The sequence below is a fragment of the Modestobacter sp. VKM Ac-2978 genome (assembly GCF_026968025.1).
Lineage (GTDB): Bacteria > Actinomycetota > Actinomycetes > Mycobacteriales > Geodermatophilaceae > Modestobacter.
In genome coordinates this window covers 99,031-118,498 of record NZ_JAPVBP010000009.1, presented here as the reverse complement: position 1 = coordinate 118,498, position 19,468 = coordinate 99,031, and the positions used below count along the sequence as shown (strand labels likewise).

The following is a 19,468-nucleotide window of genomic DNA, read 5'->3' as shown; positions in this document are numbered from 1 at the left end:
GCGCCCCGGGGCGTCAGTCCAGCACCTCCTTCGCGCTGGCAGCCTCCCAGCGCCGCATGCGTTCCACCGCGGTCGGGCCGAGCCGGTCGAGGACGGCGTCCACCAGGAGCTCGGTGAGGACGAAGGCTGCCGCCGCGGAGTCGAAGGCGCCGGACGAGCGCACGGAGGTGGGCAGGACGACCTCCGCCACCTGAGCGATGGGGGAGAGCCACTCGTCGGTGACGCAGATGATGTGCGCCCCGGCCTCGGCGAGCAGTGCGGCTCGGGCCACCGTCCTGGACTGGTAGCGCCGGAAGTCGTAGACGACGAAGACGTCCCTGCTGTCGGCGTCGAGCACGTCGGCCGCACCGATCTGCTGGTCCTCGTCCGGCAGTCGGACGTTCGGCCGGATCTGTCGCAGGTGCAGGGAGAGGTAGCCGGCGATGTGTCCGGAGAACCGGCCACCCACGACGGTGATCCGCATCCTGGGGTGGGCGAGCAGGTCCACGGCAGCGTCCAGCTCCGTCCGCGGGATCGCGCCCAGTGACTGGGTGATCGATCCGGTCGCGATCTGGACGCCTCGTTCCAGCCAGTGCCCCTCACCACGGGTCGCCCGCGTGCTGTCGTACAGCGACAGCGGAGAGGCCACGCGCTCGGACAGCTCTTCGAGCAGCGCCTGCTGGAGAGCGGGGAAGCCGGTGTGCCCGAGGCTGCGGGCGAAGCGGACGACGGTCGGGGGGCTGACCCCCGCCGTGGCGGCGAGTTCGGCGCTGGTGCCCAGCGCTGCGCGCGGGTAGTCCGCCAGCAGGACCCGGGCCACCCGCCGTTCCTGCGGGCTGAAGGACGACAGGTCCGCCGTCAACGCATCCCTGATCGACACCGGCTCACTGTGCAGGTTCGGCCGGAACGGGATCAAGCACGTCGATGACCCGGGTGGTCAGGTCGATTGCCAGGACGCTGTCGGGCGGCACCGGTGTCCAGCCCTCGTCGGGCAGGCCGCTGGAGATGACGTGCACGGCGGTCGCGGAGACCTTGTAGGCCATGTCGAAGTAGGCGGTGGCGTGCCCGCGCGGCATCGCGTCGTCGGACCCGAAGACCTGTCGCAGGTCGTCCAGCGGCGTGGCCGCCCGACTGTTCACGTGCACCGCGTAGAGCCGCGCCGGGGTGAGGAACAGTGCGTTCAGGCTGGACTGCGGGAAGTGGCTGCGCAGCATGCCGACGGCGCGGGCGACCCCCGCCCGCTCGTCCGCGGTCTCCTCGATGCACTGCAGCACCAGGCGGAAGTAGCGCTCGCTGTCGGTGTCGCCCACCAGCTGGGCTCGGGCGTCCTCCCCCAGGAGCGCCTCGAGCTCGTCGATGGGGGAGATGCTGCCGTTGTGGGCGAGGGCGTGGTCGCCGTCCGTGAACGGATGGGTGTTCTCGGCACCCACGGCCAGTCCGTCGGTGGCCCAGCGGAGGTGCACCAACCCGGCGGTGCCGAGGGCCCGGTCGGCCAGCGCCGTGTAGGTGGGGTCGGCCGCGGCCGAGATCGGCGAGGTGGCCGCCCGTGTGGTGTGGCTCGCCTGGTCTCGCCAGGCCATCCCCCACCCGTCGCCGTGCACGGCGGACAGCGAGGTGAAGGTGTCGAAGTCCGTCCGGCCGAGTCCGTCGACCGCCGAGACAGGTGTCTCGGCGACGTATCCCAGCAGTCGGCACATGGTCGCCAGGCCTCTTCCTAACAGCTCAGCAGGACGGTATAAACAGCGCCTGACCTGTAATGCGCATTACAAGCACGTTAAGCATCGCCCTCACGAAACGGATGCGTCAAGTGCTCCCGACCTCAACGACGAGCGATCACGATGTGCAGCAGCTCGCCGAGCGCCTCCGCCATGCCGGTGCCCGCACGCTCACCGGGGTCGTCAGCGACTCCGGCGGCGTCATCCGGGCGAAGACCGTCCCGGCTCGCCGCATCGAGTCCTTCGCCCGCTCGGGGATGGGCGCCTCGTTGACGTGGCCGGTCTTCTGCGTGGACAACGGGATCGCCATGACCCCGGAGGTCAACGTGGTCGGCGACCTGCGACTCACCACCGATCTCGAGCGTGCGGTGGTGCTCGACCACGGGTTCGGCTGGGCTCCCGCCGACGTCCGTGACCAGCAGGGCGAGCTGTCCCCGTACTGCTGGCGCAGCGTGACGCGCCGTCAGGTCGCCCGGCTGGCGTCGCTGGGCATCGAGGCCCTGGTAGGCAGTGAACTGGAGTTCGGGCTGCTCGGCGCCGACGGCCGGCTGCTCGGCGAGAGCGACGGGTGGCCCTGCTACGGGGCTGCGGTCTACAGCGGGTTGAGCGACTTCGCGGCGGACCTCTGCGAACGGCTGGACGCGGCGGGTGTCCCGGTCGAGCAGGTGCACGCGGAGTACGGGACAGGCCAGTTCGAGATCTCGTTGCCCCCTCGCACACCGCTGGCCGCGGCCGACGACGTGCTGCTCGCCCGCGCGGTGATCGGCCGGGTCGCCCGGGCGCACGGGCTGCGCGACACCTTCTCCCCGGTGCCGTTCGCCGGCGGGTCCGGCAACGGCGCCCACATGCACCTGTCCCTGACCAAGGACGGCGTTCCGCTCTTCAGCGGCGGGTCCCTCGCCGAGGATCTCACCACCGAGGGTGCCCGGGCGGTGGCCGGCATCGTGCGCGAGCTGCCGGGCAGCATCGCCGTGCTGGCCGGGACGGTCGTCTCGGACGAACGCATGCAGCCCGGGCACTGGTCCGGCGCCACCGCCTGCTGGGGAGTCGAGAACCGCGAGGCCGCCGTCCGCCTGCTGCGGGCCAACAACGGCAACCCGCACGGGGCCAACGTCGAGGTCAAGTGCGTCGACTCCGGAGCCAACACCTATCTGGCCACCGGGCTGCTCCTCGGGTTCGCCGCATCGGGGATCGAACGCGAGCTGGCCCTGCCGGCCCCCGTCGAGGTCGATCCCCGGGAGCTCACCCCGCAGCAGGCAGAGGCCGCGGCCGTGGTGCCGCTCCCCAGCGATGCCGCTGGCCGCATCGCGATGTTCGAGGAGAGCCAGGAGGTGCGCGCGGTCCTCGGACCGGAACTGCACGCAGCGGTCCTCGCGGTGCGCCGGTACGAGGCCTCGCTGGACGCCGGCCCCGACCTCCATGCGCGCACCCGGTCCGCCTGGTCCTCCTGAGTCCGGCACCACCTCACCCACCTGCACCGACACCGAGGAGTGACATGGCCAAGCGCAAGCTCAAACTGTGGGAGGCCCTGGCGCTCTCGCTCGGCCTGATGGGGCCGACGCTGGCCATGGCCGGCAACGGCCAGGGCATCATCGGCACGGTCGGCAAGGCGGTGCCCCTGGTCTTCGCCCTGGGGTTCGTCGGGGTGGCCCTGGTCGCCTACGGGTTCATCCGGCTGACCCAGCGCTACAACCACGCGGGCAGCGCCTACGCCCTCGTCGGGGCGACGCTGGGTCCCCGCGCGGGGTTCGTGGCCGGGTTCGCGCTCTTCGGCACGTACCTGTTCTTCACGATCTGCACGGCGGCCGTCTTCGGGGCCTTCCTCAACGCCCTGATCGGCTCGGCCTCGGGAACGGGCACGAGCGTCGGGTTCGGCATCGCGGCCGTCGCGTGCCTGCTGGTCACCGGCTTCATGAACACCCGGGACACCCGGACGGTGTCCCAGTCGCTCCTGGTGATCGAGGGCGTCGGCATCGCCGCCATGCTGGTGCTCGTCGCCGCCGTCCTCGGTCAGGGCGGTGCGGAGCAGACCGGCGTCGACCTCACCACCTTCTCCCCGGACGGCGTCGGACTCAGCGCTGTGCTCGCTGCCGTCGTGGCGGCGTTCCTCTCCTGGGCCGGCTTCGAGGCCTGCGCCGCGCTCGGCGAGGAGACCGACGACCCGCGGCGCAACATCCCGCGTGCCCTGTTCGGCTCCGTCCTGCTCACCGGCGCGCTGTACGTGCTGGTCATGTTCGCCCAGACCATCGGCTTCGGCACCGACGAGGCGGGGCTGGCCGCGTTCCAGGGATCGGGGAACACCCTGGGCGACCTGGGGGAGGGGTACCTCGGCCACTGGTTCGCGCTGCTGCTGCTGTTCACCGCGGTGCTGTCCGCGTTCGCCTCCAACCTGTCCTCGGTGATGGCGTCGGCACGGCTGGCCATGGCCTTGGCGCGGGACGGCTTCGGCCCGCGGCAGTTCGCCCAGATCGACCCGACGCACCAGACCCCCCGGAACGCGGTGCTGGCGATGGCGGGCATCGGCATCGTCGTCAACCTCGTGTCCTGGCTGACTGGGTGGCCGGTGATGGGCACCGGGGACGCCGCCATCGACGCCTACTTCTTCTACGCCGTGGTGGGCGCCACGTGCCTGCTGTTCGTCTACCTGCTCGTCGAGGTGGCGGTATTCGCGGCCTGGCGCCGCGGTGTCATCACCGTCCGAGCCGCCGAACTGGTGCTGCCGGCCCTGGGGGGCGGCTTCATCCTGGTCGTCATCGGCTACAGCGTGAAGGACGCGACCGGCTTCTCCCCGGCCTACGTGGCCATCGGGTGGGTGCTGCTCGGGCTCCTGGTCGCCGTCCTGGCCGGTGGACTGGCCAAGCGGATCGGCGCCTCGCTGGCCCGGGAGCTGGACGAGGTCGACGAGGACCGCACCGTCGTCGACCCCGAGCCGGTCTGATGCACCCGGCTGCGGAGCGGCGGTACCCCTGGGACCACGCCGGGGCGCGGGCGTTCGGAGGTCCGCTGGCGGACACGGTGGCGGACCTGGCGCTGGTCGACCACCACGTCCATGGTGCGCTGCGCACCGGGGTGGACCGCCCGAGCTTCGAGTCGATGATCACCGAGGCGCCCAGGCCGTCGACGGTCGCGACACAGTTCGACTCGCAGATCGGCTTCGCCATCCGCCGCTGGTGCGCGCCGGTGCTCGGGCTCCAGCCGCACGCGTCGGCTGACGACTACTGGCACCACCGGTCCGAGCTGGGTGAGGAGGAGGTCAACCGGCGGCTGCTGCGGGCGAGCGGCACGGCGACCTACCTGATCGAGACGGGGTATCTCGGGGACGCCGTGCTGTCGCCGGAGGAGCACGCCGACGTGGCTGCCGCCAGCGCCCGGGAGGTGGTGCGGCTGGAGACCGTCGCGGAGTCACTCCTGGACGAGGTCGACTCCGCACGTGCCTTCGTGGCGCAGTACCCGTCCCGTCTCGCCGAGGCGACCAGCTCGGCGGTCGGCACGAAGAGCATCCTCGCCTACCGCTTCGGCTTCGACGTCGACGCCGCACGGCCCGGCGACGACGAGGTCGTCCGGGCCGTCGAGCGGGTGCTCGGCACGACCACCGGCCGGCAGCGAATCGAGGACCCGGTGCTCCTGCGCCATCTCCTCTGGTGCGGCGTGGACCGGGGGCTGCCCATCCAGCTGCACAGCGGCTACGGCGACCCGGACCTGGACCTGCACCGGGCCAATCCGCTCCTGCTGGCCCCGTGGCTGCGAGAGGTGGAGGGCTCCGGCGTCCCGGTGATGCTGCTGCACAACTACCCGTACCACCGTGAGGCCGGATACCTGGCCCAGGTCTTCGACAACGTCTACTTCGACGTCGGGCTGGGGCTCAACTACGTCGGCAGCCAGAGCCCACAGCTGATCGCCGAGTCGCTCGAGCTGGCGCCCTTCCACAAGCAGCTGTACTCGTCGGACGCCTGGGGACCCAGCGAGCTGCACTTCCTCGGCTCGCTGCTGTGGCGCCGGGGGATCAGCAGGGTCGTCGGTCAGTGGGTGCAGGACGGTGACTGGTCCCAGGGCGACGCCGAGCGGGTCCTGCGGCTCATCGCGCACGAGAACGCCGAGCGGGTCTACCGGCTCTGAGGCGCGTCGCGGAGGTCGATCGCACGGAGCATGCACCGCGGCAAATGGCGTGACGACCCGGGCCGCTGGTGACTAGCGTGCCGGGCAGCAGTCCTCGACCAGGGAGCAGCGACATGGGTGGCAGCGGCGACATCTCCGGGTGAACCCCGGGATGTGCCCGGCAGGCGCGCGTACCAGCGCAGCCGTGGCCTCCGTCGTCCTCGTCCACCGTCGGGCTGCCACGTGCGCCCGCGTCCCCGCAGAGGTCCCGCCATGCCCGACGCCTCCGTCGTCTGCTCCGCCCTGTCCTTCACCTGGCCTGACGGCACCCCCGTCTTCGCCGACCTCTCCTTCACCCTCGGCGCCGGCCGCGCCGGCCTGATCGCACCCAACGGCGCGGGCAAGAGCACCCTGCTCAAGCTGATCGCCGGCGAGCTCCGACCGACCGCCGGCACTGTCACCGTCGAGGGCCTGCTCGGGTACCTGCCCCAGTCGCTGCCGCTGGCCGGCGACCTGACCGTCGCCGAGGTGCTCGGCGTCACGCCCGTGCTCGCCGCGCTGGCCGCCATCGAGTCCGGTGACGTCGCCGACGAGCACTTCGCCGCCATCGGCACCGACTGGGACGTCGAGGAGCGCACCCTCACCCAGCTCGACCGGCTCGGTCTGGGCGACGTCACGCTCGACCGCCGGCTCGACACGCTCAGCGGCGGGCAGGTCGTGACGCTCGGCCTGGCCGCGCAGTTGCTCAAGCGCCCCGACGTCCTGTTGCTCGACGAGCCGACCAACAACCTGGACGGCGACGCCCGCCGCACCCTGTACGCCGCGCTCGACGACTTCGCCGGCTGCCTGCTGGTGGTCAGCCACGACCGGGCGCTGCTCGACCGGATGGACCGCATCGCCGAGCTCGACCGGGGCGAGCTGCGCACCTACGGCGGGGGCTTCACCGACTGGGAGGCCGCCGTCCGGGCCGAGCAGGAGGCGGTGGAGCGGGACGTCCGCACCGCCGAGCAGCAGGTCAAGCGGGAGAAGCGGGAGCGACAGCTGGCCCGGGAGCGGGCGCAGAAGAAGTCCGGCAACGCCGCTCGCTCCGTCAAGGACGCCGGGCTGCCGAAGATCCTGATCGGCAAGATGAAGCGGACCGCCCAGGAGTCGGCGGGCAAGGCCGACGACGTGCACGCCGCCCGGCTCGACGGTGCCCGCACCCGGCTGGAGGAGGCCGAGCGCGCGCTGCGGGACGACCAGGCGATCGTGCTGGAACTGCCCGGCACCGCGGTGCCGGCCGGGCGGACCGTGTTCGCCGGCGAGGGGCTGCAGCTGCGGCTGGGGGAGCGGGCACTGTTCGCCGAGGACGGCGTCGACCTGACCGTCCGTGGCCCGGAGCGGATCGCGCTGACCGGGGCGAACGGCGCCGGGAAGTCGACACTGCTGCGGCTGATGACCGGCGACCTGCACCCCGACGCGGGGGAGATCCGGCGGGCCGACGGTCGGGTCGCCCACCTCTCCCAACGGCTGGACCTGCTCGACCCCGACCGCACCGTGGCCGAGGCGCTCGCAGACGCGGCACCGGCGATGCCCACGGCGGAGCGGATGAACCTGCTGGCCCGGTACCTGTTCCGCGGCAGCCGGGCGCACCTGCCGGTGCGGTCGCTGTCCGGCGGTGAGCGGCTGCGGGCCACGCTGGCCTGCGTGCTGCACGCCGAACCGGCTCCCCAGCTGCTGCTGCTCGACGAACCGACGAACAACCTCGACCTGGTCAGCGTCGGCCAGCTGGTGAGTGCGCTGGCGGCCTACCGGGGCGCGTTCGTGGTGGTCAGCCACGACGAGCGGTTCCTCACCGAGCTCGGCATCACCCGCTGGCTCCACCTCACCGACGGCCGCCTGCAGGAGATCATCGCGCCCTGACCCGGCCGCGCCTGTGCACTCGTCGTCGGTCCTGGCGCGGCGAACCGACGGTCAGCGCACAACGGGCGCCGTCCTCACTGCGGGGGTTGCTCGGAACTGGCGGCCAGGGCGGCGACCAGGTTCCGCTCCGCGGTCGCCTTGTCGACACCCAGCGAGGTCAGCAGGCCGGCGCCGTCCTCGGCCTCCAGCAGCGCCAGCAGCAGGTGCTCGGTGCCGATGTAGTTGTGCCCCAGCCGCAGCGCCTCGCGGAAGGTCAGCTCCAGCGCCTTCTTCGCACCCGCGTCAAACGGGATGAGGGCCGGGACGTCGCCGGCCGCCGGCGGCAGCGACGCGGACGCGGCCTGCCAGACGGCGTCCAGCGTCAGGCCCTGCGCGACCAGTTCCTCGGCGCCGAGCCCGTCACGCTCGGTCAGCAGCCCGAGCACCAGGTGGGTCGTGGTCAGCTCGACGTTGCCGGCCGCGCGAGCTGCCTCCTGAGCCGCCACCACCACGTTGCGGGCGCGCGGGGTGAAGCGGTTGAAGCCCTCGTCCGGGTCCATCGGCAGGTCCTTGGGCACGAAGCGCTTCTGGGCCGCCTGCTTGGTCACGCCCATGCTCTTGCCGATCTCGGTCCACGACGCCCCGGAGCGGCGGGCCTGGTCGACGAAGTGGCCGATCAGGTGGTCGGCGACCTCACCCAGGTGGTCGGCGGCGAGGACGGCGTCGGTGAGCTGGTCCAGTGGCTGGTCGTGCGCCCGCTGGATCGCCGAGATCAGGTCGTCGAGCCGGACGGTGGGCGGTAGCTGTGTCATGCCGTCAACGCTAGGTTGACGACTCGCTGACGTCAACCCCCGGTTGACGATATGGTCAGCCGGCGATGCGGGTGCACTCGGCGCAGCGGTCGGTGCCCGGGAAGGTGAGCCAGTCCTGCGTGGCGACGGCGGAGACCAGGACGCCGCAGACCGACTGGTCCAGACCGTCGACGACCGGGCGGGCGACGGCATGGGTGACCTGGTCGCTGCTGCGCGGGTCGTGTGCCGTGGAGGCCACGTGGGTGGCGGTGCCGTCGGTGCCGATCGAGGAGATGGTCGCCGTCATGGCCAGCAGCCTGCCGGACGAACATGACGATCTGACTGCGATGGGACGTTGATCCTGCGATGGCTCGTCACACACGTGCCGAGCCGGCCCCGGGTACAGCCTGCTGCACCGCAAGAGGCCAGGTCAGGGGATCGGAGACGGGGCCCGCCCCGAGCAGCATCGGGAGGGACACCAACCCGACCGAGGAGCCCCCGTGCCCGACCCGTACCGCCTCGAGCCCACCGCACAGCCCGTCGACCTCCGCCCCGCACCCGAGCCGGCCCGCAGCACCCCGGACCGGTCGCTGCGCACGCTGCTGTGGGTCGTCCTGGTGCTGAGCATCGCCGGCAACAGCGTCACCTCGTTCAGCGCCGTCCCGCTCGCGGTCAGCATCGGCTTCGGCCTGCTGACCGCCGTCAGCGCCATCACGCTGATCAGCCTGCACGTACGCAACCGATGAGCACCGCCCTCGCACCGACGGCCACCGCCGCCGTCGCGCTCACCCACGTGACCAAGACCCACCCCAACGGCGTCCGCGCCCTGGACGACGTCACGGTCGAGGTGCCCCGCGGCAGCTTCCTCGCCGTCATGGGCCCCTCCGGCTCCGGCAAGAGCACCCTGCTGCAGGTCGCCGCCGGGCTGGACACCCCGACCAGCGGGGAGGTCCTCCTCGACGGCACCGGGATCGGCGGGCTGGACGAGACCCGTCGCACCGAGCTGCGCCGCGACCGGATCGGCTTCGTCTTCCAGGCCTACAACCTGCTGCCCGCGCTCACCGTGGGGGAGAACATCACCCTGCCGTTGCGGCTGGCCGGGAAGTCGCTGGACCGGGAGTGGGTGCAGTACCTGGTCGACCGGGTGGGCCTGGGCGACCGGCTGGACCACCGGCCGACCGAGCTCTCCGGCGGCCAGCAGCAACGGGCGGCGATCGCCCGCGCCCTGGTCGCCCGGCCCGCCGTCGTCTTCGCCGACGAGCCCACCGGCGCCCTGGACCTGCACAGCGCCGCCGAGGTGCTCGGCCTGCTCCGCGCCCTGGTCGACGACCTGGGGCAGACCGTCGTGCTGGTCACCCACGACCCGGCCGCCGCCGCCCGCGCCGACCGCGCGCTGGTGATGGCCGACGGCCGGGTCGTCGACACCCTCGAGCACCCGGCCGCCGCCGACCTGGCCGGGCGCCTCGTCGCGCTGCGCGAGGGCTGAGCCGTGCTCGCGCTCGCCCTGCGGCTGGCCCGCACCCGGCTCACCGCCTCTCTCGCCGTCCTCGTCGCGGTGCTCGGCGGGGCGGCCATCGTCACCGGCACCGGCGTGCTCGCCGAGTCCGGCCTGCGCTCGCACCTGCCCGTCGACCGGCTGGCCGGCGCGGAGGTGGTCGTCTCCGCCGACCAGACGGTGCAGCCCAGCGCCGACCTCGCCGTCGCCCTGCCCGAGCGGGGGAGCGTGCCCGCAGCGCTGGCCGACGAGCTGGGAGAGCTGCCGGGGGTGGACGCCGCCGTCGCCGACGTCGGCTTCCCGGCCGCCGTCCTCGGCACCGACGGGGACGTCGTCGCGACCACCGACCCGACGACCACCGGGCACGGCTGGTCCTCCCTCGGCCTGCTCGACGACCCCGAGGTCACCGGCACCCGGCCGACCGGCGTGCAGGAGGTCGCCCTCGACTCGGCGATCGCCGCTGCGGCCGGCGTGGCCCCCGGCGACACCGTGCGGGTCGTGCTGGCCGGCCGCCCCGTCGACGCCCGGCTCGCCGCCGTGGTCCCGGCCGGTGCGGGTGTGCTCGTCACCGACGACCGGGCGGCGCAGCTGGCCGGGCAGACCGACACCGTCGACCTGATCGGCCTCCAGGTGACCGGGGACGTCGAGGCGGTCGCCGACTCCGTCCGCCCGCTGCTGCCCGCCGGCACGATCGTCAGCACCGGCGACGCCCGCGGCGACGTCGCCCTCCCCGAGGCGGCCGCGGCCCGGTCGCTGCTGGTCGTGCTCGCGTCCTCCCTGATGGGCGTGCCGCTGCTGATCGTCGGGTTCGTCGTCGCCGGGGCGCTGGCCGTCTCGATCGGCGGTCAGCGCCGCGAGCTGGCCCTGCTCCGCGCGGTCGGCACCACCCCGCGGCAGCTGCGCCGGCTGGTCGCCGGTCAGGCGAGCGTGGTCGCGGCGGTCGCGCTCGTCCCGGGCATCGCCCTCGGCTACCTGCTGGCCGGGCAGTTCCGTCGGCTGCTGGTGCACGTCGGGGTGCTCCCCGACGCGCTGCCGCTGGCCGTCGGCCCGCTGCCGGCGCTGGCCGCCGCCGCACTGCTGCTCCTCGTCGTCCAGGTCGCCGCCCGCTGCGCCGCCTGGCGCACCAGCCGCGAGCCGGTGACCCAGCTGCTCGCGGACTCCCGGACCGGCCCGCGCACCCCGTCACCCGGCCGGCACCGCACCGGCCTGCTGCTCATCGCCGCTGCCGTGCCGCTCTCGGTGCCGCCGCTGCTGGTGCAGTCGCCGATCGGGGCGGCGTCCACCTCGCTGGCCGGCATCGTCGCCGCCATCGGCTTGGCGCTGGCCGGCCCCCTCCTGCTCCGCCGGGTCACCGGCCGGCTCGCCCGCCGGCTGCCGGCCGGCACCTCCGCGCCCGCCTGGCTGGCGGTGGCCAACCTGCACGGCTACGCGCTGCGCTCGGCGGGTGCGGTCACCACGCTGGCGATGGCGGTCGTCGTCGCGCTCACCTACACGTTCGCCCAGACCACCGTGATCGACGCGACGGCGGAGGAGACCCGGGCGGGCACCGTCGCCGATGCGACGGTCACCGCCCCCGCGCTGGGCGGCATCCCCGCCGGCCTCCTCGGCGCGGTGCAGGCCGTCCCCGGGGTGGAGTCGGTCGCGCCGGTCAGCTCCACGGCCGTGCTCTGGCCGATGCGCGTGCTGGGGGAGGAGGAGCTGTCCGGCGGGCCGGCGCTGGTGCTGCCCCCGACGGGGGCCGGCGTGCTCGACCTCGACGTGCGGGACGGCGACCTGGCCGACCTGACCGGCGCCACCGTTGCCGTCGGAAGCGACGCCGCCGCCGCCCGGGACGTCGGGATCGGCGACCAGGTGCAGCTCATCCTGGGGGACGGCGCCGAGGTCGAGGCCCGGGTGGTCGCCGTCTACGACCGGGAACTGGGCTTCGGCTCCGTCGTCCTCTCCGCCGACCTGGCCGCGGGGCACACCACCGGCGGGCTGGCCGACAGCCTGCTGGTGCGCACCGACGGCGACCCGGCGACCGACCGGGCGCTGGCGGGCCTGACCGACCGGCCCGGCGTGACGGTGTCCGACGGCGGGGTCGCCGGCGACCGGCCGGCCGCGCCGCCAGAGGTGTGGATCAACCTGGCGGTCATCGGCGTGCTGCTCGGCTACCTGCTGCTGGGCATCGCCAACGCGCTGGTCGCGGCCACCGCCCAGCGGCGCGGGGAGATCGCGGCCCTGCGGCTGACCGGGACCACGCCGCGTCAGGTGCGCGCGATGATGCGGCGCGAGGCGGCGCTGGTCTCCGGCGCCGCGGTCGTGGCCGGGGTGCTGGTCTCCGTGGTGCCCCTGGCGCTGCTCGGCCTGGGCTTCCTCGACCGCCCCTGGCCGTCGGGGCCCGGCTGGCTGCTGCCGGTGACGGCGCTGGTCGTCACCGGCATCGCGTTCCTCGCCATCGAGGTGCCGACCCGGGCCGCGCTGCGCGTCCCGCCGGCCGACGCGCTCGCCACCCAGGGGTGAACCGGCCGTGCCGACTCAGCTCGGGAAGCCGTCCCCGCCGGCCAGTGCGGTGATCGCGATCATCGCGGCGAAGACCAGGACGGTGGCGACCAGGACGCCGAGGCACAGCACCCAGCCGCGGTCACCCAGCCCGGGCTCCTCCGCCGGCGCCGGGGTGGGGGTGGACTGCTCGGCAGCGGGACGGGTGCGGCGCTGCTCGACGGACACGCTCATGCGGACTCCCGGAGACGTCGGCCGGACCGGCCGGTGGCCTGGACGCCGTGGTCAGCGCCCGATCCGGACGTTAGGGAGCCCAGGGGCGCAGGACCCGGGGTCGGAGGTCCCTGGTCGAGGGACTCTCGGCCTCAACCGGGCAGCGTCACTGCAGGGTGTCGCGGTTCTGGGCGTGCTCGCTGACCTGCGGCATCTCCTCGCCACCGGAGCCCACCCGCACCGGCTCGCCGGCCGTGGTGCGGGCCCAGCACAGTCGGCACAGGTGGGTGGGCTCCTCCGGCAGCAGTGGGTGCGCGCCGAGTGGCTGCACCTGCACCCAGCCGACGGCGGCGGGGGCGTCAGCCACCTCGGCGCACCGGTCGCAGCGGTACTGGACGGACATGCGGATCAGCCTCCTGGCCCGGGGGACGACGGTGGCCCTCAGGACACCAGCGTCCCCCTCCGCCGCCGAGATCGCAGCCCGGATCCGATCAGGAGCGCAGCGTGATCAGGCCAGCGGCAGCTGCTCCTGCAGGTCGGCCTCGAACCAGTCGCTGCCCAGGTCCTCGACCTCGCGCAGTTCGAGCTCGGCGAGCAGGGCGTAGGCGGTCTCGATGTCCATGCCCCCGAGCCAACGGCGAGTTCCGCACGCCCGGCTGGAGGGATCCGCAAGAGAACCGCAGATCAGCCGCCGCGGTTGACCTCGGCCTGGACCACGCCGAGGAGCGCGGTCTGCAGTGTCTGGTCGTCGTGGTCGCCGCGGTCGAGGGCCTCCTGGGCCGGGCCGGGGAGCTGGCGCACGTCGAGGTCGTCGAGCCACGTCGTCTCCCCGCCGACCTGGCGCCCCAGCGTGAGGGCGTCGCCCTCCCGCCGCACCAGGTACTCCTCGCCACCGAGCTCGATCGTCGTTGAGTCGCTCATGGCGTCGCCGTACCCGGGGCCCCTGCAGGTCTACACCCGCCCCGACACGGGCACCCCGGTGATCGGGCGCTGGGACACGCCGTCCTGAGCTGCCGGTGTTCACTCTTTCCGGGCCGACCGGCGTGGCGGGTCTCCAGCTGTGGCCACTGTTGCCGATGGTCTCGGGGAGACAGGAGAGGCCTGGGAGATGCCCGGACGGGCCCTGGGACGGACCGGAGGAGGAGGTGGACGTGCCGCGAGCGAGGAGTGGTGCACAGCTGCCGATGGACGTCCGGCACCGGGACGGCGGCGAGCAGGCGCAGGCCGGCCTGGTGGCCGGCGTGCTGGACGCCCTGCCCTCGCCGACGGTGCTGATCGACGCCGACGGCACGATGCTGCTGGTCAACTCCGCCTGGCAGGCCGCCGGCGACCTGCTCGACGACGACCGGCTGCGGGTCGGCGTGGGGGGCAACTACTTCGCGGTGGTGCTGAGCCTGTCCGACGACGCGGCGAACCGGGCGCGCATCGACCAGCTGCGGGAGCTGTCGGCGGGGCGCCGGACCACGGTGTCGGCCGACTACGCGCTGGCCACGGTGACCGGGGTGCGCTGGTACCACCTGCAGGCCTCCCGCGCCGACCGTTCCGGGCGGGTGGTGGTCACCCACACCGACGTGACCTCGCGGGTGGAGGCGGAGCGGGCGTCGTCCTGGCAGGCCCGGCACGACCACCTCACCGACCTGCCCAACCGGGCGCACCTGCACGACCTGATCTCCGCCGAGCTGCGCCGCGTCGACCGTGGCCCGGTCACCGTGCTGTTCCTGGACGTCGACGGCTTCAAGGACGTCAACGACACGCTCGGTCACGAGATCGGCGACCACCTGCTGCGCGAGCTGGCCACCCGGCTGACCAGTCGCACCCGGACACAGGACACCGTCGGCCGCCTCGGCGGCGACGAGTTCGTCGTGCTGTGCCGTGACTGCGACGTCGACGGCGCCCTCGCGCTGGCCGAGCGGTTCCAGAGCACCTTCGACGAGCCGTTCGACCTCGGTGAGCGGGTCACCCGGCTGACCGTGAGCATCGGCGTGGCCACCGCGCCCGGCGACGACCCGGACCTGCGCTCCACCGACCTGGTCCGGGACGCCGACCTGGCGATGTACGCGGCGAAGGCGGCCGGCCGCAACCGGGTACGGGTGTTCAGCCCCGACCTGCGCAGCGCCGTCGAGCAGAAGGTGCTCGTCGCCGCCGAACTGCGGGAGGCGATCGAGGCCGGCCAGCTGGTGCTGCACTACCAGCCGGTGCTGCACCTGCCCAGCGGTGAGGTGTCCGGGGTGGAGGCGCTGGTCCGCTGGCAGCACCCCGAGCGGGGCCTGCTGAGTCCGTGTGACTTCATCCCGCTGGCCGAGCAGACCGGGGTCGTCGTCCAGCTCACCCGGTGGGTGCTCGGCGAGGCGACCCGGCAGGCCGCAGCGTGGGAGCGGGCCGGCCTCTCGCTGGTCACCGGGGTCAACATCAGCGCCGCGCACTTCGCCACCGGCACCCTCGTCGCCGACGTCCACGACGCGCTCGACGCCGCCGGGCTCGCCCCCGAGCGCCTGGTGCTGGAGCTCACCGAGACCAGCGTCGCGGAGGACCCGCTCCGGGCCGCGGCCCAGTTCGCCCAGCTGCGGGTCACCGGCGTCGAGGTGTCCATCGACGACTTCGGCAGCGGCTTCTCCTCGCTGAGCCAGCTGGTGTCCATCCCGGCCGGCGTCCTCAAGCTGGACCGCAGCCTGATCGCCGGCATCGAGGTGCGGCGCAGCGAGTCCGCGGCGGCGATCGCCGCGGTGGTCGGGCTGGCCGCCGCCTGCGGCATGCGCAGCCTCGCCGAGGGGGTGGAGACCGCCGGTCAGCTGGAGCTCGTCAGCGAGCTGGGCTGCACCCACGCGCAGGGCTTCCACATCGCCCGGCCCATGCCGGCCGCCGAGGTGGCCGACTGGCTGGCCATCCGGCACGCAGCCCGGCGCGCCCGGCGCAGGCGCCTGCAGACCGCCTGACCCCGCCCGGCGGCCGGTGCGGGCGGCCGGGCTCAGCCCGGTTCGCCGCGCAGTTTGCGGCGGGCCACGACCATCAGGTCGACCAGCGCGATCACCGCCAGCACGGCCAGCGCGATCGGGAAGACCAGTGGGACGTCGGCGAGGAACGCCAGCACCGCGAACACCGCGCAGATCACCAGACCGAAGGTCGCCAGCACCAGCCGCAGGGTCAGCGCACTGCGGGCTGTGTCGGCGCCGCCTTCCGGGTACCTGGGTTGGGACTCGGGGATCCCGTGCGGGAACTGGTCGCGCTCGTACTCGGTGAGGTCGTCGGGGTTGCGCCGGTCGTCCGGCGGTGACGTGCTCATGCCGCCGTGGGTACCCGGTGGCGCAGCGCACTACCCTGGATCGACGTGGCCGCTGACTTCTCCGTCGTCCTGGACGAACTCGACACGACCTTGAAGTCCATCGAGGCCGTGATGCGGGTCGATGACCTGCGTCGGGAGGTGGCCGAGCTCGAACAGAAGGCCTCCGCACCCGACCTCTGGAACGACGTCGAGGCGGCGCAGGCGGTGACCTCACGCCTGTCCTACCTGCAGGGCGACCTGCGCCGGGTGGAGGAGCTGCGCAGCCGGCTCGACGACGTCGGACTGCTGCACGAGATGGCGGCCGAGGAGGGCGACGAGGCCACCACCGCCGAGACCGAGCGCGAGCTGACCAGCATCCGCGCCGTGCTCGACGAGCTCGAGGTGCGCACGCTGCTGTCCGGCGAGTACGACTCCCGCGAGGCGCTGGTCACCATCCGCTCGGAGGCCGGGGGAGTGGACGCCGCCGACTTCGCCGAGATGCTGATGCGGATGTACCTGCGCTGGGCCGAGCGGCACAAGTACCCCACCGAGGTCTACGACGTCTCCTACGCCGAGGAGGCCGGGATCAAGTCGGCCACCTTCGCCGTCAAGCAGCCCTACGCCTACGGCACCCTCTCCGTCGAGCAGGGCACCCACCGGCTGGTGCGCATCTCGCCGTTCGACAACCAGGGCCGCCGGCAGACCTCCTTCGCCGGCGTCGAGGTGCTGCCGGTCGTCGAGCAGACCGACCACGTCGACATCCCGGAGAACGAGATCCGGGTCGACGTCTTCCGGTCCTCCGGCCCGGGTGGGCAGAGCGTGAACACCACCGACTCCGCCGTCCGGATGACCCACATCCCCACCGGCATCGTCGTCTCGTGCCAGAACGAGAAGTCCCAGATCCAGAACCGGGCCGCCGCGCTGCGCGTGCTCCAGGCCCGGTTGCTCGTGGTCCGGAAGGCCGAGGAGCGGGCCGAGATGGACGCGCTCAAGGGCGAGGGGAGCAGCTGGGGCAACCAGATGCGCTCCTACGTGCTACACCCGTACCAGATGGTCAAGGACCTGCGCACCGAGGTCGAGACCGGCAACCCGAGCAACGTGCTCGACGGTGACATCGACGGCTTCATCGAGGCCGGGATCCGCTGGCGGCGGCAGCAGGAGTCGGCGCCGCTCGCCTAGCGGCCCGGGGGAGAGACCGGCCACAGCCGGCCCCCGCCCGGGGGCACGCTGGGTGACCACGGCCCACAGGAGGGGCTGTGCTCGCTCACCGTCTGCACACAACGTCGCAGGGCGCGCCGGGCGAACGTGTCATCGTCCGGCGCGGGGCAGGTACCGTTGCCCCCCGTGATCGAATTGCAACACGTCTCCAAGATGTACCCGACCAGTCCCCGGCCGGCGCTGGATGACGTCTCGATGCACATCGACAAGGGTGAGTTCGTCTTCCTCATCGGTTCGTCGGGTTCGGGCAAGTCGACCTTCCTGCGGCTGCTGCTGAAGGAGGACAGCCCCACCAAGGGCGTCATCACGGTCAACGACAAGAACCTGAACACGATGAGCAAGTGGCAGGTGCCCAAGCTCCGCCGCACGATGGGCTGCGTCTTCCAGGACTTCCGGCTGCTGCGCAACAAGACGGTCGCCGAGAACGTCGCCTTCGCCCTCGAGGTGATCAACAAGCCCCAGCGCACCATCAAGCGGGTCGTGCCCGAGGTGCTGGAGATGGTCGGCCTGGACGGCAAGGAGAACCGGCTGCCCAGCGAGCTCTCCGGTGGTGAGCAGCAGCGGGTGGCGATCGCCCGGGCGTTCGTGAACCGGCCGCTGGTGCTGCTGGCCGACGAGCCCACCGGGAACCTGGACCCGGAGACCAGCCAGGACATCATGCTGCTGCTGGAGCGGATCAACCGCACCGGCACCACCGTGGTCATGGCCACGCACGACTACCACATCGTCGACTCGATGCGGCGGCGCGTGATCGAGCTCAACGACGGCGTCGTCAGCCGTGACCAGAGCCGCGGCGTCTACGGCGTGGGCCGCTGAGGTGGCGGCCGCCTCCGCGCGACCGCTGGACGCCCGACCGCTGACACCGGGCCACTGAACGACATGACAGGGAACTGATGCGCGTCAACTTCGTCCTCTCCGAGGTGGCTGCCGGGCTGCGTCGGAACCTGACCATGACGGTCGCGATGATCCTGACCACCGGGATCTCGCTGGGCCTCATGGGCACCGGCCTGCTGATCGCCAACATGATCGGCGACATGCGCGAGATCTACTACGACAAGATCCAGGTCTCGATCTACCTCGCCGACGACGTCACCGACGAGCAGCGTGACTCGATCGCCGCGCAGCTGGACGCCTCACCGGAGGTGCAGGAGTACATCTACGAGACCCGCGCGGAGGCCTACCAGCGCTTCACCCAGCAGTTCCAGGAGCAGCCGGCGCTGATCGCCAACACCCCGGAGGACGCGCTGCCGGAGAGCTTCCGGGTCGAGCTGGTCAACCCCGAGCGGTACCCGGTCATCGCCGAGCAGTTCCCCAACGGGGAGGCCGGCGTCGACGAGGTCCGCGACGAGGGCGACTTCCTGGACCGGCTGTTCAGCCTGCTCAACGGCGCCCGCAACGGCACGCTCGCGGTGGCCCTCGTGCAAGCGCTGGCCGCGTTGCTGCTGATCTCCAACACGATCCAGCTCGCGGCCTTCAACAGACGCAACGAGACCAACATCATGCGGTTGGTCGGCGCCTCCCGCTGGTACACCCAGCTGCCGTTCATCCTGGAGGCCGCGCTCGCCGGCCTGATCGGTGCGCTGCTCGCCATCGGCGGCCTGGTGCTGACCAAGATCCTGTTCGTCGACAAGACGCTCGCCGGGCCGATCAAGGCGGGCATCATCCCGCCGGTCGACTGGTCGGCGATCATCGCGATCTCGCCGATCATCGCCGCGGCCGGGGTGGGCCTGGCCGCCGTCGCCGCCTACGTGACGCTGCGGCTCTACGTCCGGCTCTGACGCTCGCCGTCCGCTGATCATGGCGCCTGCCCCCTCGGGGTCGGGCGCCATGATCGGTTGCGGGCCCTGGGTAACCTGGCGACATGCCGCGGGAACAGGGGCGCAAGTTCATCGCCCAGAACAAGAAGGCGCGGCACGACTACTCGATCCTGGACACCTACGAGGTGGGCCTGGTGCTCACCGGCACCGAGGTGAAGAGCCTGCGTGCCGGCCGTGCCTCGCTCGTCGACGGCTTCGCCACCGTCGACGACGGCGAGGTGTGGCTGCAGCACGTGCACATCCCCGAGTACACCGAGGGGACGTGGACCAACCACACCCCGCGCCGCAAGCGCAAGATCCTCATGCACCGCGCCGAGATCGAGAAGCTGATCGGCAAGACCAAGGAGGGCGGGCTGACGCTCGTCCCGCTGGACCTGTACTTCAAGGACGGCAAGGTCAAGGCCACCCTCGCGCTGGCCAAGGGCAAGCGGAGCTACGACAAGCGCCAGGACCTGGCCGAGCGTGACTCCCGCCGGGAGATGGAACGCGCCTTCGGTCGCTACGTGAAGGGACGGCGCTGACCT

Annotated in this window: 20 protein-coding genes; 12 read left to right on the top strand and 8 right to left on the bottom strand. The window is 72.7% G+C overall.

Translation table 11 applies throughout. The annotated features are described in order from the left end of the window. Window positions 1-13: 13 nt before the first annotated feature. Window positions 14-859, bottom strand: a complete 846-nt coding sequence (locus O2W53_RS20155; RefSeq protein ID WP_269164848.1) for a MurR/RpiR family transcriptional regulator — start codon at window positions 857-859, stop codon at window positions 14-16. 4 nt (window positions 860-863) lie between these two features. Then, window positions 864-1,676, bottom strand: coding sequence for a class II glutamine amidotransferase (locus tag O2W53_RS20150; protein ID WP_269164847.1), 813 nt, complete (start codon window positions 1,674-1,676; stop codon window positions 864-866). A 143-nt stretch (window positions 1,677-1,819) separates the two neighbouring features. Here O2W53_RS20150 and O2W53_RS20145 point away from each other — a divergent pair, with 143 nt between their 5' ends. The 4 genes from O2W53_RS20145 to O2W53_RS20130 all read left to right on the top strand — a co-directional run bounded on the left by O2W53_RS20145 (window position 1,820) and on the right by O2W53_RS20130 (window position 7,691). After that, window positions 1,820-3,145, top strand: coding sequence for a glutamine synthetase family protein (locus O2W53_RS20145; protein WP_269164846.1), 1,326 nt, complete (start codon window positions 1,820-1,822; stop codon window positions 3,143-3,145). Between the two features lie 44 nt (window positions 3,146-3,189). Then, window positions 3,190-4,632: an APC family permease gene (locus tag O2W53_RS20140; protein WP_269164845.1), complete on the top strand. Its 1,443-nt coding sequence runs from the start codon at window positions 3,190-3,192 to the stop codon at window positions 4,630-4,632. Beyond that, a complete protein-coding gene (locus O2W53_RS20135) occupies window positions 4,632-5,810 on the top strand; it encodes an amidohydrolase family protein (protein ID WP_269164844.1) in 1,179 nt (392 codons plus the stop codon). The genes O2W53_RS20140 and O2W53_RS20135 overlap by 1 nt, the downstream gene beginning before the upstream one ends. 252 nt (window positions 5,811-6,062) lie before the next feature. Continuing rightward, entirely contained in the window at window positions 6,063-7,691 is a 1,629-nt protein-coding gene (locus tag O2W53_RS20130; protein ID WP_269164843.1) for an ABC-F family ATP-binding cassette domain-containing protein, read from the top strand. Window positions 7,692-7,765: 74 nt separating this feature from the next. Here O2W53_RS20130 and O2W53_RS20125 read toward each other — a convergent pair whose 3' ends face one another. Beyond that, complete coding sequence (locus O2W53_RS20125; RefSeq protein WP_269164842.1) at window positions 7,766-8,482, bottom strand: Clp protease N-terminal domain-containing protein; 717 nt, start codon at window positions 8,480-8,482, stop codon at window positions 7,766-7,768. A 55-nt stretch (window positions 8,483-8,537) separates the two neighbouring features. Then, window positions 8,538-8,768: a hypothetical protein gene (locus O2W53_RS20120; RefSeq protein WP_269164841.1), complete on the bottom strand. Its 231-nt coding sequence runs from the start codon at window positions 8,766-8,768 to the stop codon at window positions 8,538-8,540. 193 nt (window positions 8,769-8,961) lie between these two features. Here O2W53_RS20120 and O2W53_RS20115 point away from each other — a divergent pair, with 193 nt between their 5' ends. Genes O2W53_RS20115 through O2W53_RS20105 form a run of 3 tightly spaced genes read left to right on the top strand, consistent with a single transcriptional unit; the run spans window position 8,962 to window position 12,458 of the window. Beyond that, a complete protein-coding gene (locus tag O2W53_RS20115) occupies window positions 8,962-9,207 on the top strand; it encodes a hypothetical protein (protein WP_269164840.1) in 246 nt (81 codons plus the stop codon). Continuing rightward, on the top strand, window positions 9,204-9,947 hold the full coding sequence (locus O2W53_RS20110; protein ID WP_269164839.1) for an ABC transporter ATP-binding protein: 744 nt from the start codon (window positions 9,204-9,206) through the stop codon (window positions 9,945-9,947). The genes O2W53_RS20115 and O2W53_RS20110 overlap by 4 nt, the downstream gene beginning before the upstream one ends. Before the next feature lie 3 nt (window positions 9,948-9,950). Then, window positions 9,951-12,458, top strand: a complete 2,508-nt coding sequence (locus tag O2W53_RS20105) for an FtsX-like permease family protein (RefSeq protein WP_269164838.1) — start codon at window positions 9,951-9,953, stop codon at window positions 12,456-12,458. 15 nt (window positions 12,459-12,473) lie between these two features. On the opposite strand, the gene O2W53_RS20100 is transcribed toward O2W53_RS20105, so the two are convergent. The 3 genes from O2W53_RS20100 to O2W53_RS20090 all read right to left on the bottom strand — a co-directional run bounded on the left by O2W53_RS20100 (window position 12,474) and on the right by O2W53_RS20090 (window position 13,571). Then, window positions 12,474-12,671: a hypothetical protein gene (locus O2W53_RS20100; RefSeq protein ID WP_269164837.1), complete on the bottom strand. Its 198-nt coding sequence runs from the start codon at window positions 12,669-12,671 to the stop codon at window positions 12,474-12,476. A gap of 145 nt (window positions 12,672-12,816) precedes the next feature. Continuing rightward, entirely contained in the window at window positions 12,817-13,053 is a 237-nt protein-coding gene (locus tag O2W53_RS20095; protein WP_269164836.1) for a hypothetical protein, read from the bottom strand. Between the two features lie 281 nt (window positions 13,054-13,334). Then, the gene (locus O2W53_RS20090; protein WP_036337631.1) at window positions 13,335-13,571 is read right to left on the bottom strand and encodes a hypothetical protein; all 237 of its coding nucleotides are present in this window, start codon (window positions 13,569-13,571) and stop codon (window positions 13,335-13,337) included. Window positions 13,572-13,801: 230 nt separating this feature from the next. Here O2W53_RS20090 and O2W53_RS20085 point away from each other — a divergent pair, with 230 nt between their 5' ends. Further along, a complete protein-coding gene (locus O2W53_RS20085; RefSeq protein ID WP_269164835.1) occupies window positions 13,802-15,583 on the top strand; it encodes a putative bifunctional diguanylate cyclase/phosphodiesterase in 1,782 nt (593 codons plus the stop codon). Between the two features lie 32 nt (window positions 15,584-15,615). Here the strand turns inward: O2W53_RS20085 and O2W53_RS20080 are convergent, their stop codons facing one another. After that, window positions 15,616-15,930, bottom strand: a complete 315-nt coding sequence (locus O2W53_RS20080; RefSeq protein WP_269164834.1) for a DUF6343 family protein — start codon at window positions 15,928-15,930, stop codon at window positions 15,616-15,618. A 45-nt stretch (window positions 15,931-15,975) separates the two neighbouring features. Here O2W53_RS20080 and prfB point away from each other — a divergent pair, with 45 nt between their 5' ends. The 4 genes from prfB (at window position 15,976) to smpB (ending at window position 19,465) form a co-directional block, all read left to right on the top strand. Continuing rightward, the gene (prfB, locus tag O2W53_RS20075; protein WP_269164833.1) at window positions 15,976-17,088 is read left to right on the top strand and encodes a peptide chain release factor 2; all 1,113 of its coding nucleotides are present in this window, start codon (window positions 15,976-15,978) and stop codon (window positions 17,086-17,088) included. A gap of 165 nt (window positions 17,089-17,253) precedes the next feature. Beyond that, the gene (gene ftsE / locus O2W53_RS20070) at window positions 17,254-17,943 is read left to right on the top strand and encodes a cell division ATP-binding protein FtsE (RefSeq protein WP_269164832.1); all 690 of its coding nucleotides are present in this window, start codon (window positions 17,254-17,256) and stop codon (window positions 17,941-17,943) included. Window positions 17,944-18,020: 77 nt separating this feature from the next. After that, complete coding sequence (gene ftsX / locus O2W53_RS20065; RefSeq protein ID WP_269164831.1) at window positions 18,021-18,905, top strand: permease-like cell division protein FtsX; 885 nt, start codon at window positions 18,021-18,023, stop codon at window positions 18,903-18,905. Window positions 18,906-18,988: 83 nt separating this feature from the next. Then, entirely contained in the window at window positions 18,989-19,465 is a 477-nt protein-coding gene (gene smpB, locus O2W53_RS20060) for an SsrA-binding protein SmpB (protein WP_036333358.1), read from the top strand. The last annotated feature ends 3 nt before the right edge of the window (window positions 19,466-19,468 follow it).

Excerpts from the sequence above, each read along its gene's own strand:
- O2W53_RS20150 (WP_269164847.1), bottom strand. The coding sequence starts at position 1,676 with ATGTGCCGACTGCTGGGATACGTCGCCGAGACACCTGTCTCGGCGGTC.
- O2W53_RS20140 (WP_269164845.1), top strand. The coding sequence starts at position 3,190 with ATGGCCAAGCGCAAGCTCAAACTGTGGGAGGCCCTGGCGCTCTCGCTC.
- O2W53_RS20135 (WP_269164844.1), top strand. The coding sequence starts at position 4,632 with ATGCACCCGGCTGCGGAGCGGCGGTACCCCTGGGACCACGCCGGGGCG.
- O2W53_RS20130 (WP_269164843.1), top strand. The coding sequence starts at position 6,063 with ATGCCCGACGCCTCCGTCGTCTGCTCCGCCCTGTCCTTCACCTGGCCT.
- O2W53_RS20125 (WP_269164842.1), bottom strand. The coding sequence starts at position 8,482 with ATGACACAGCTACCGCCCACCGTCCGGCTCGACGACCTGATCTCGGCG.
- O2W53_RS20120 (WP_269164841.1), bottom strand. The coding sequence starts at position 8,768 with ATGACGGCGACCATCTCCTCGATCGGCACCGACGGCACCGCCACCCAC.
- O2W53_RS20110 (WP_269164839.1), top strand. The coding sequence starts at position 9,204 with ATGAGCACCGCCCTCGCACCGACGGCCACCGCCGCCGTCGCGCTCACC.
- O2W53_RS20100 (WP_269164837.1), bottom strand. The coding sequence starts at position 12,671 with ATGAGCGTGTCCGTCGAGCAGCGCCGCACCCGTCCCGCTGCCGAGCAG.
- O2W53_RS20095 (WP_269164836.1), bottom strand. The coding sequence starts at position 13,053 with ATGTCCGTCCAGTACCGCTGCGACCGGTGCGCCGAGGTGGCTGACGCC.
- O2W53_RS20090 (WP_036337631.1), bottom strand. The coding sequence starts at position 13,571 with ATGAGCGACTCAACGACGATCGAGCTCGGTGGCGAGGAGTACCTGGTG.
- O2W53_RS20080 (WP_269164834.1), bottom strand. The coding sequence starts at position 15,930 with ATGAGCACGTCACCGCCGGACGACCGGCGCAACCCCGACGACCTCACC.
- ftsX (WP_269164831.1), top strand. The coding sequence starts at position 18,021 with ATGCGCGTCAACTTCGTCCTCTCCGAGGTGGCTGCCGGGCTGCGTCGG.
- smpB (WP_036333358.1), top strand. The coding sequence starts at position 18,989 with ATGCCGCGGGAACAGGGGCGCAAGTTCATCGCCCAGAACAAGAAGGCG.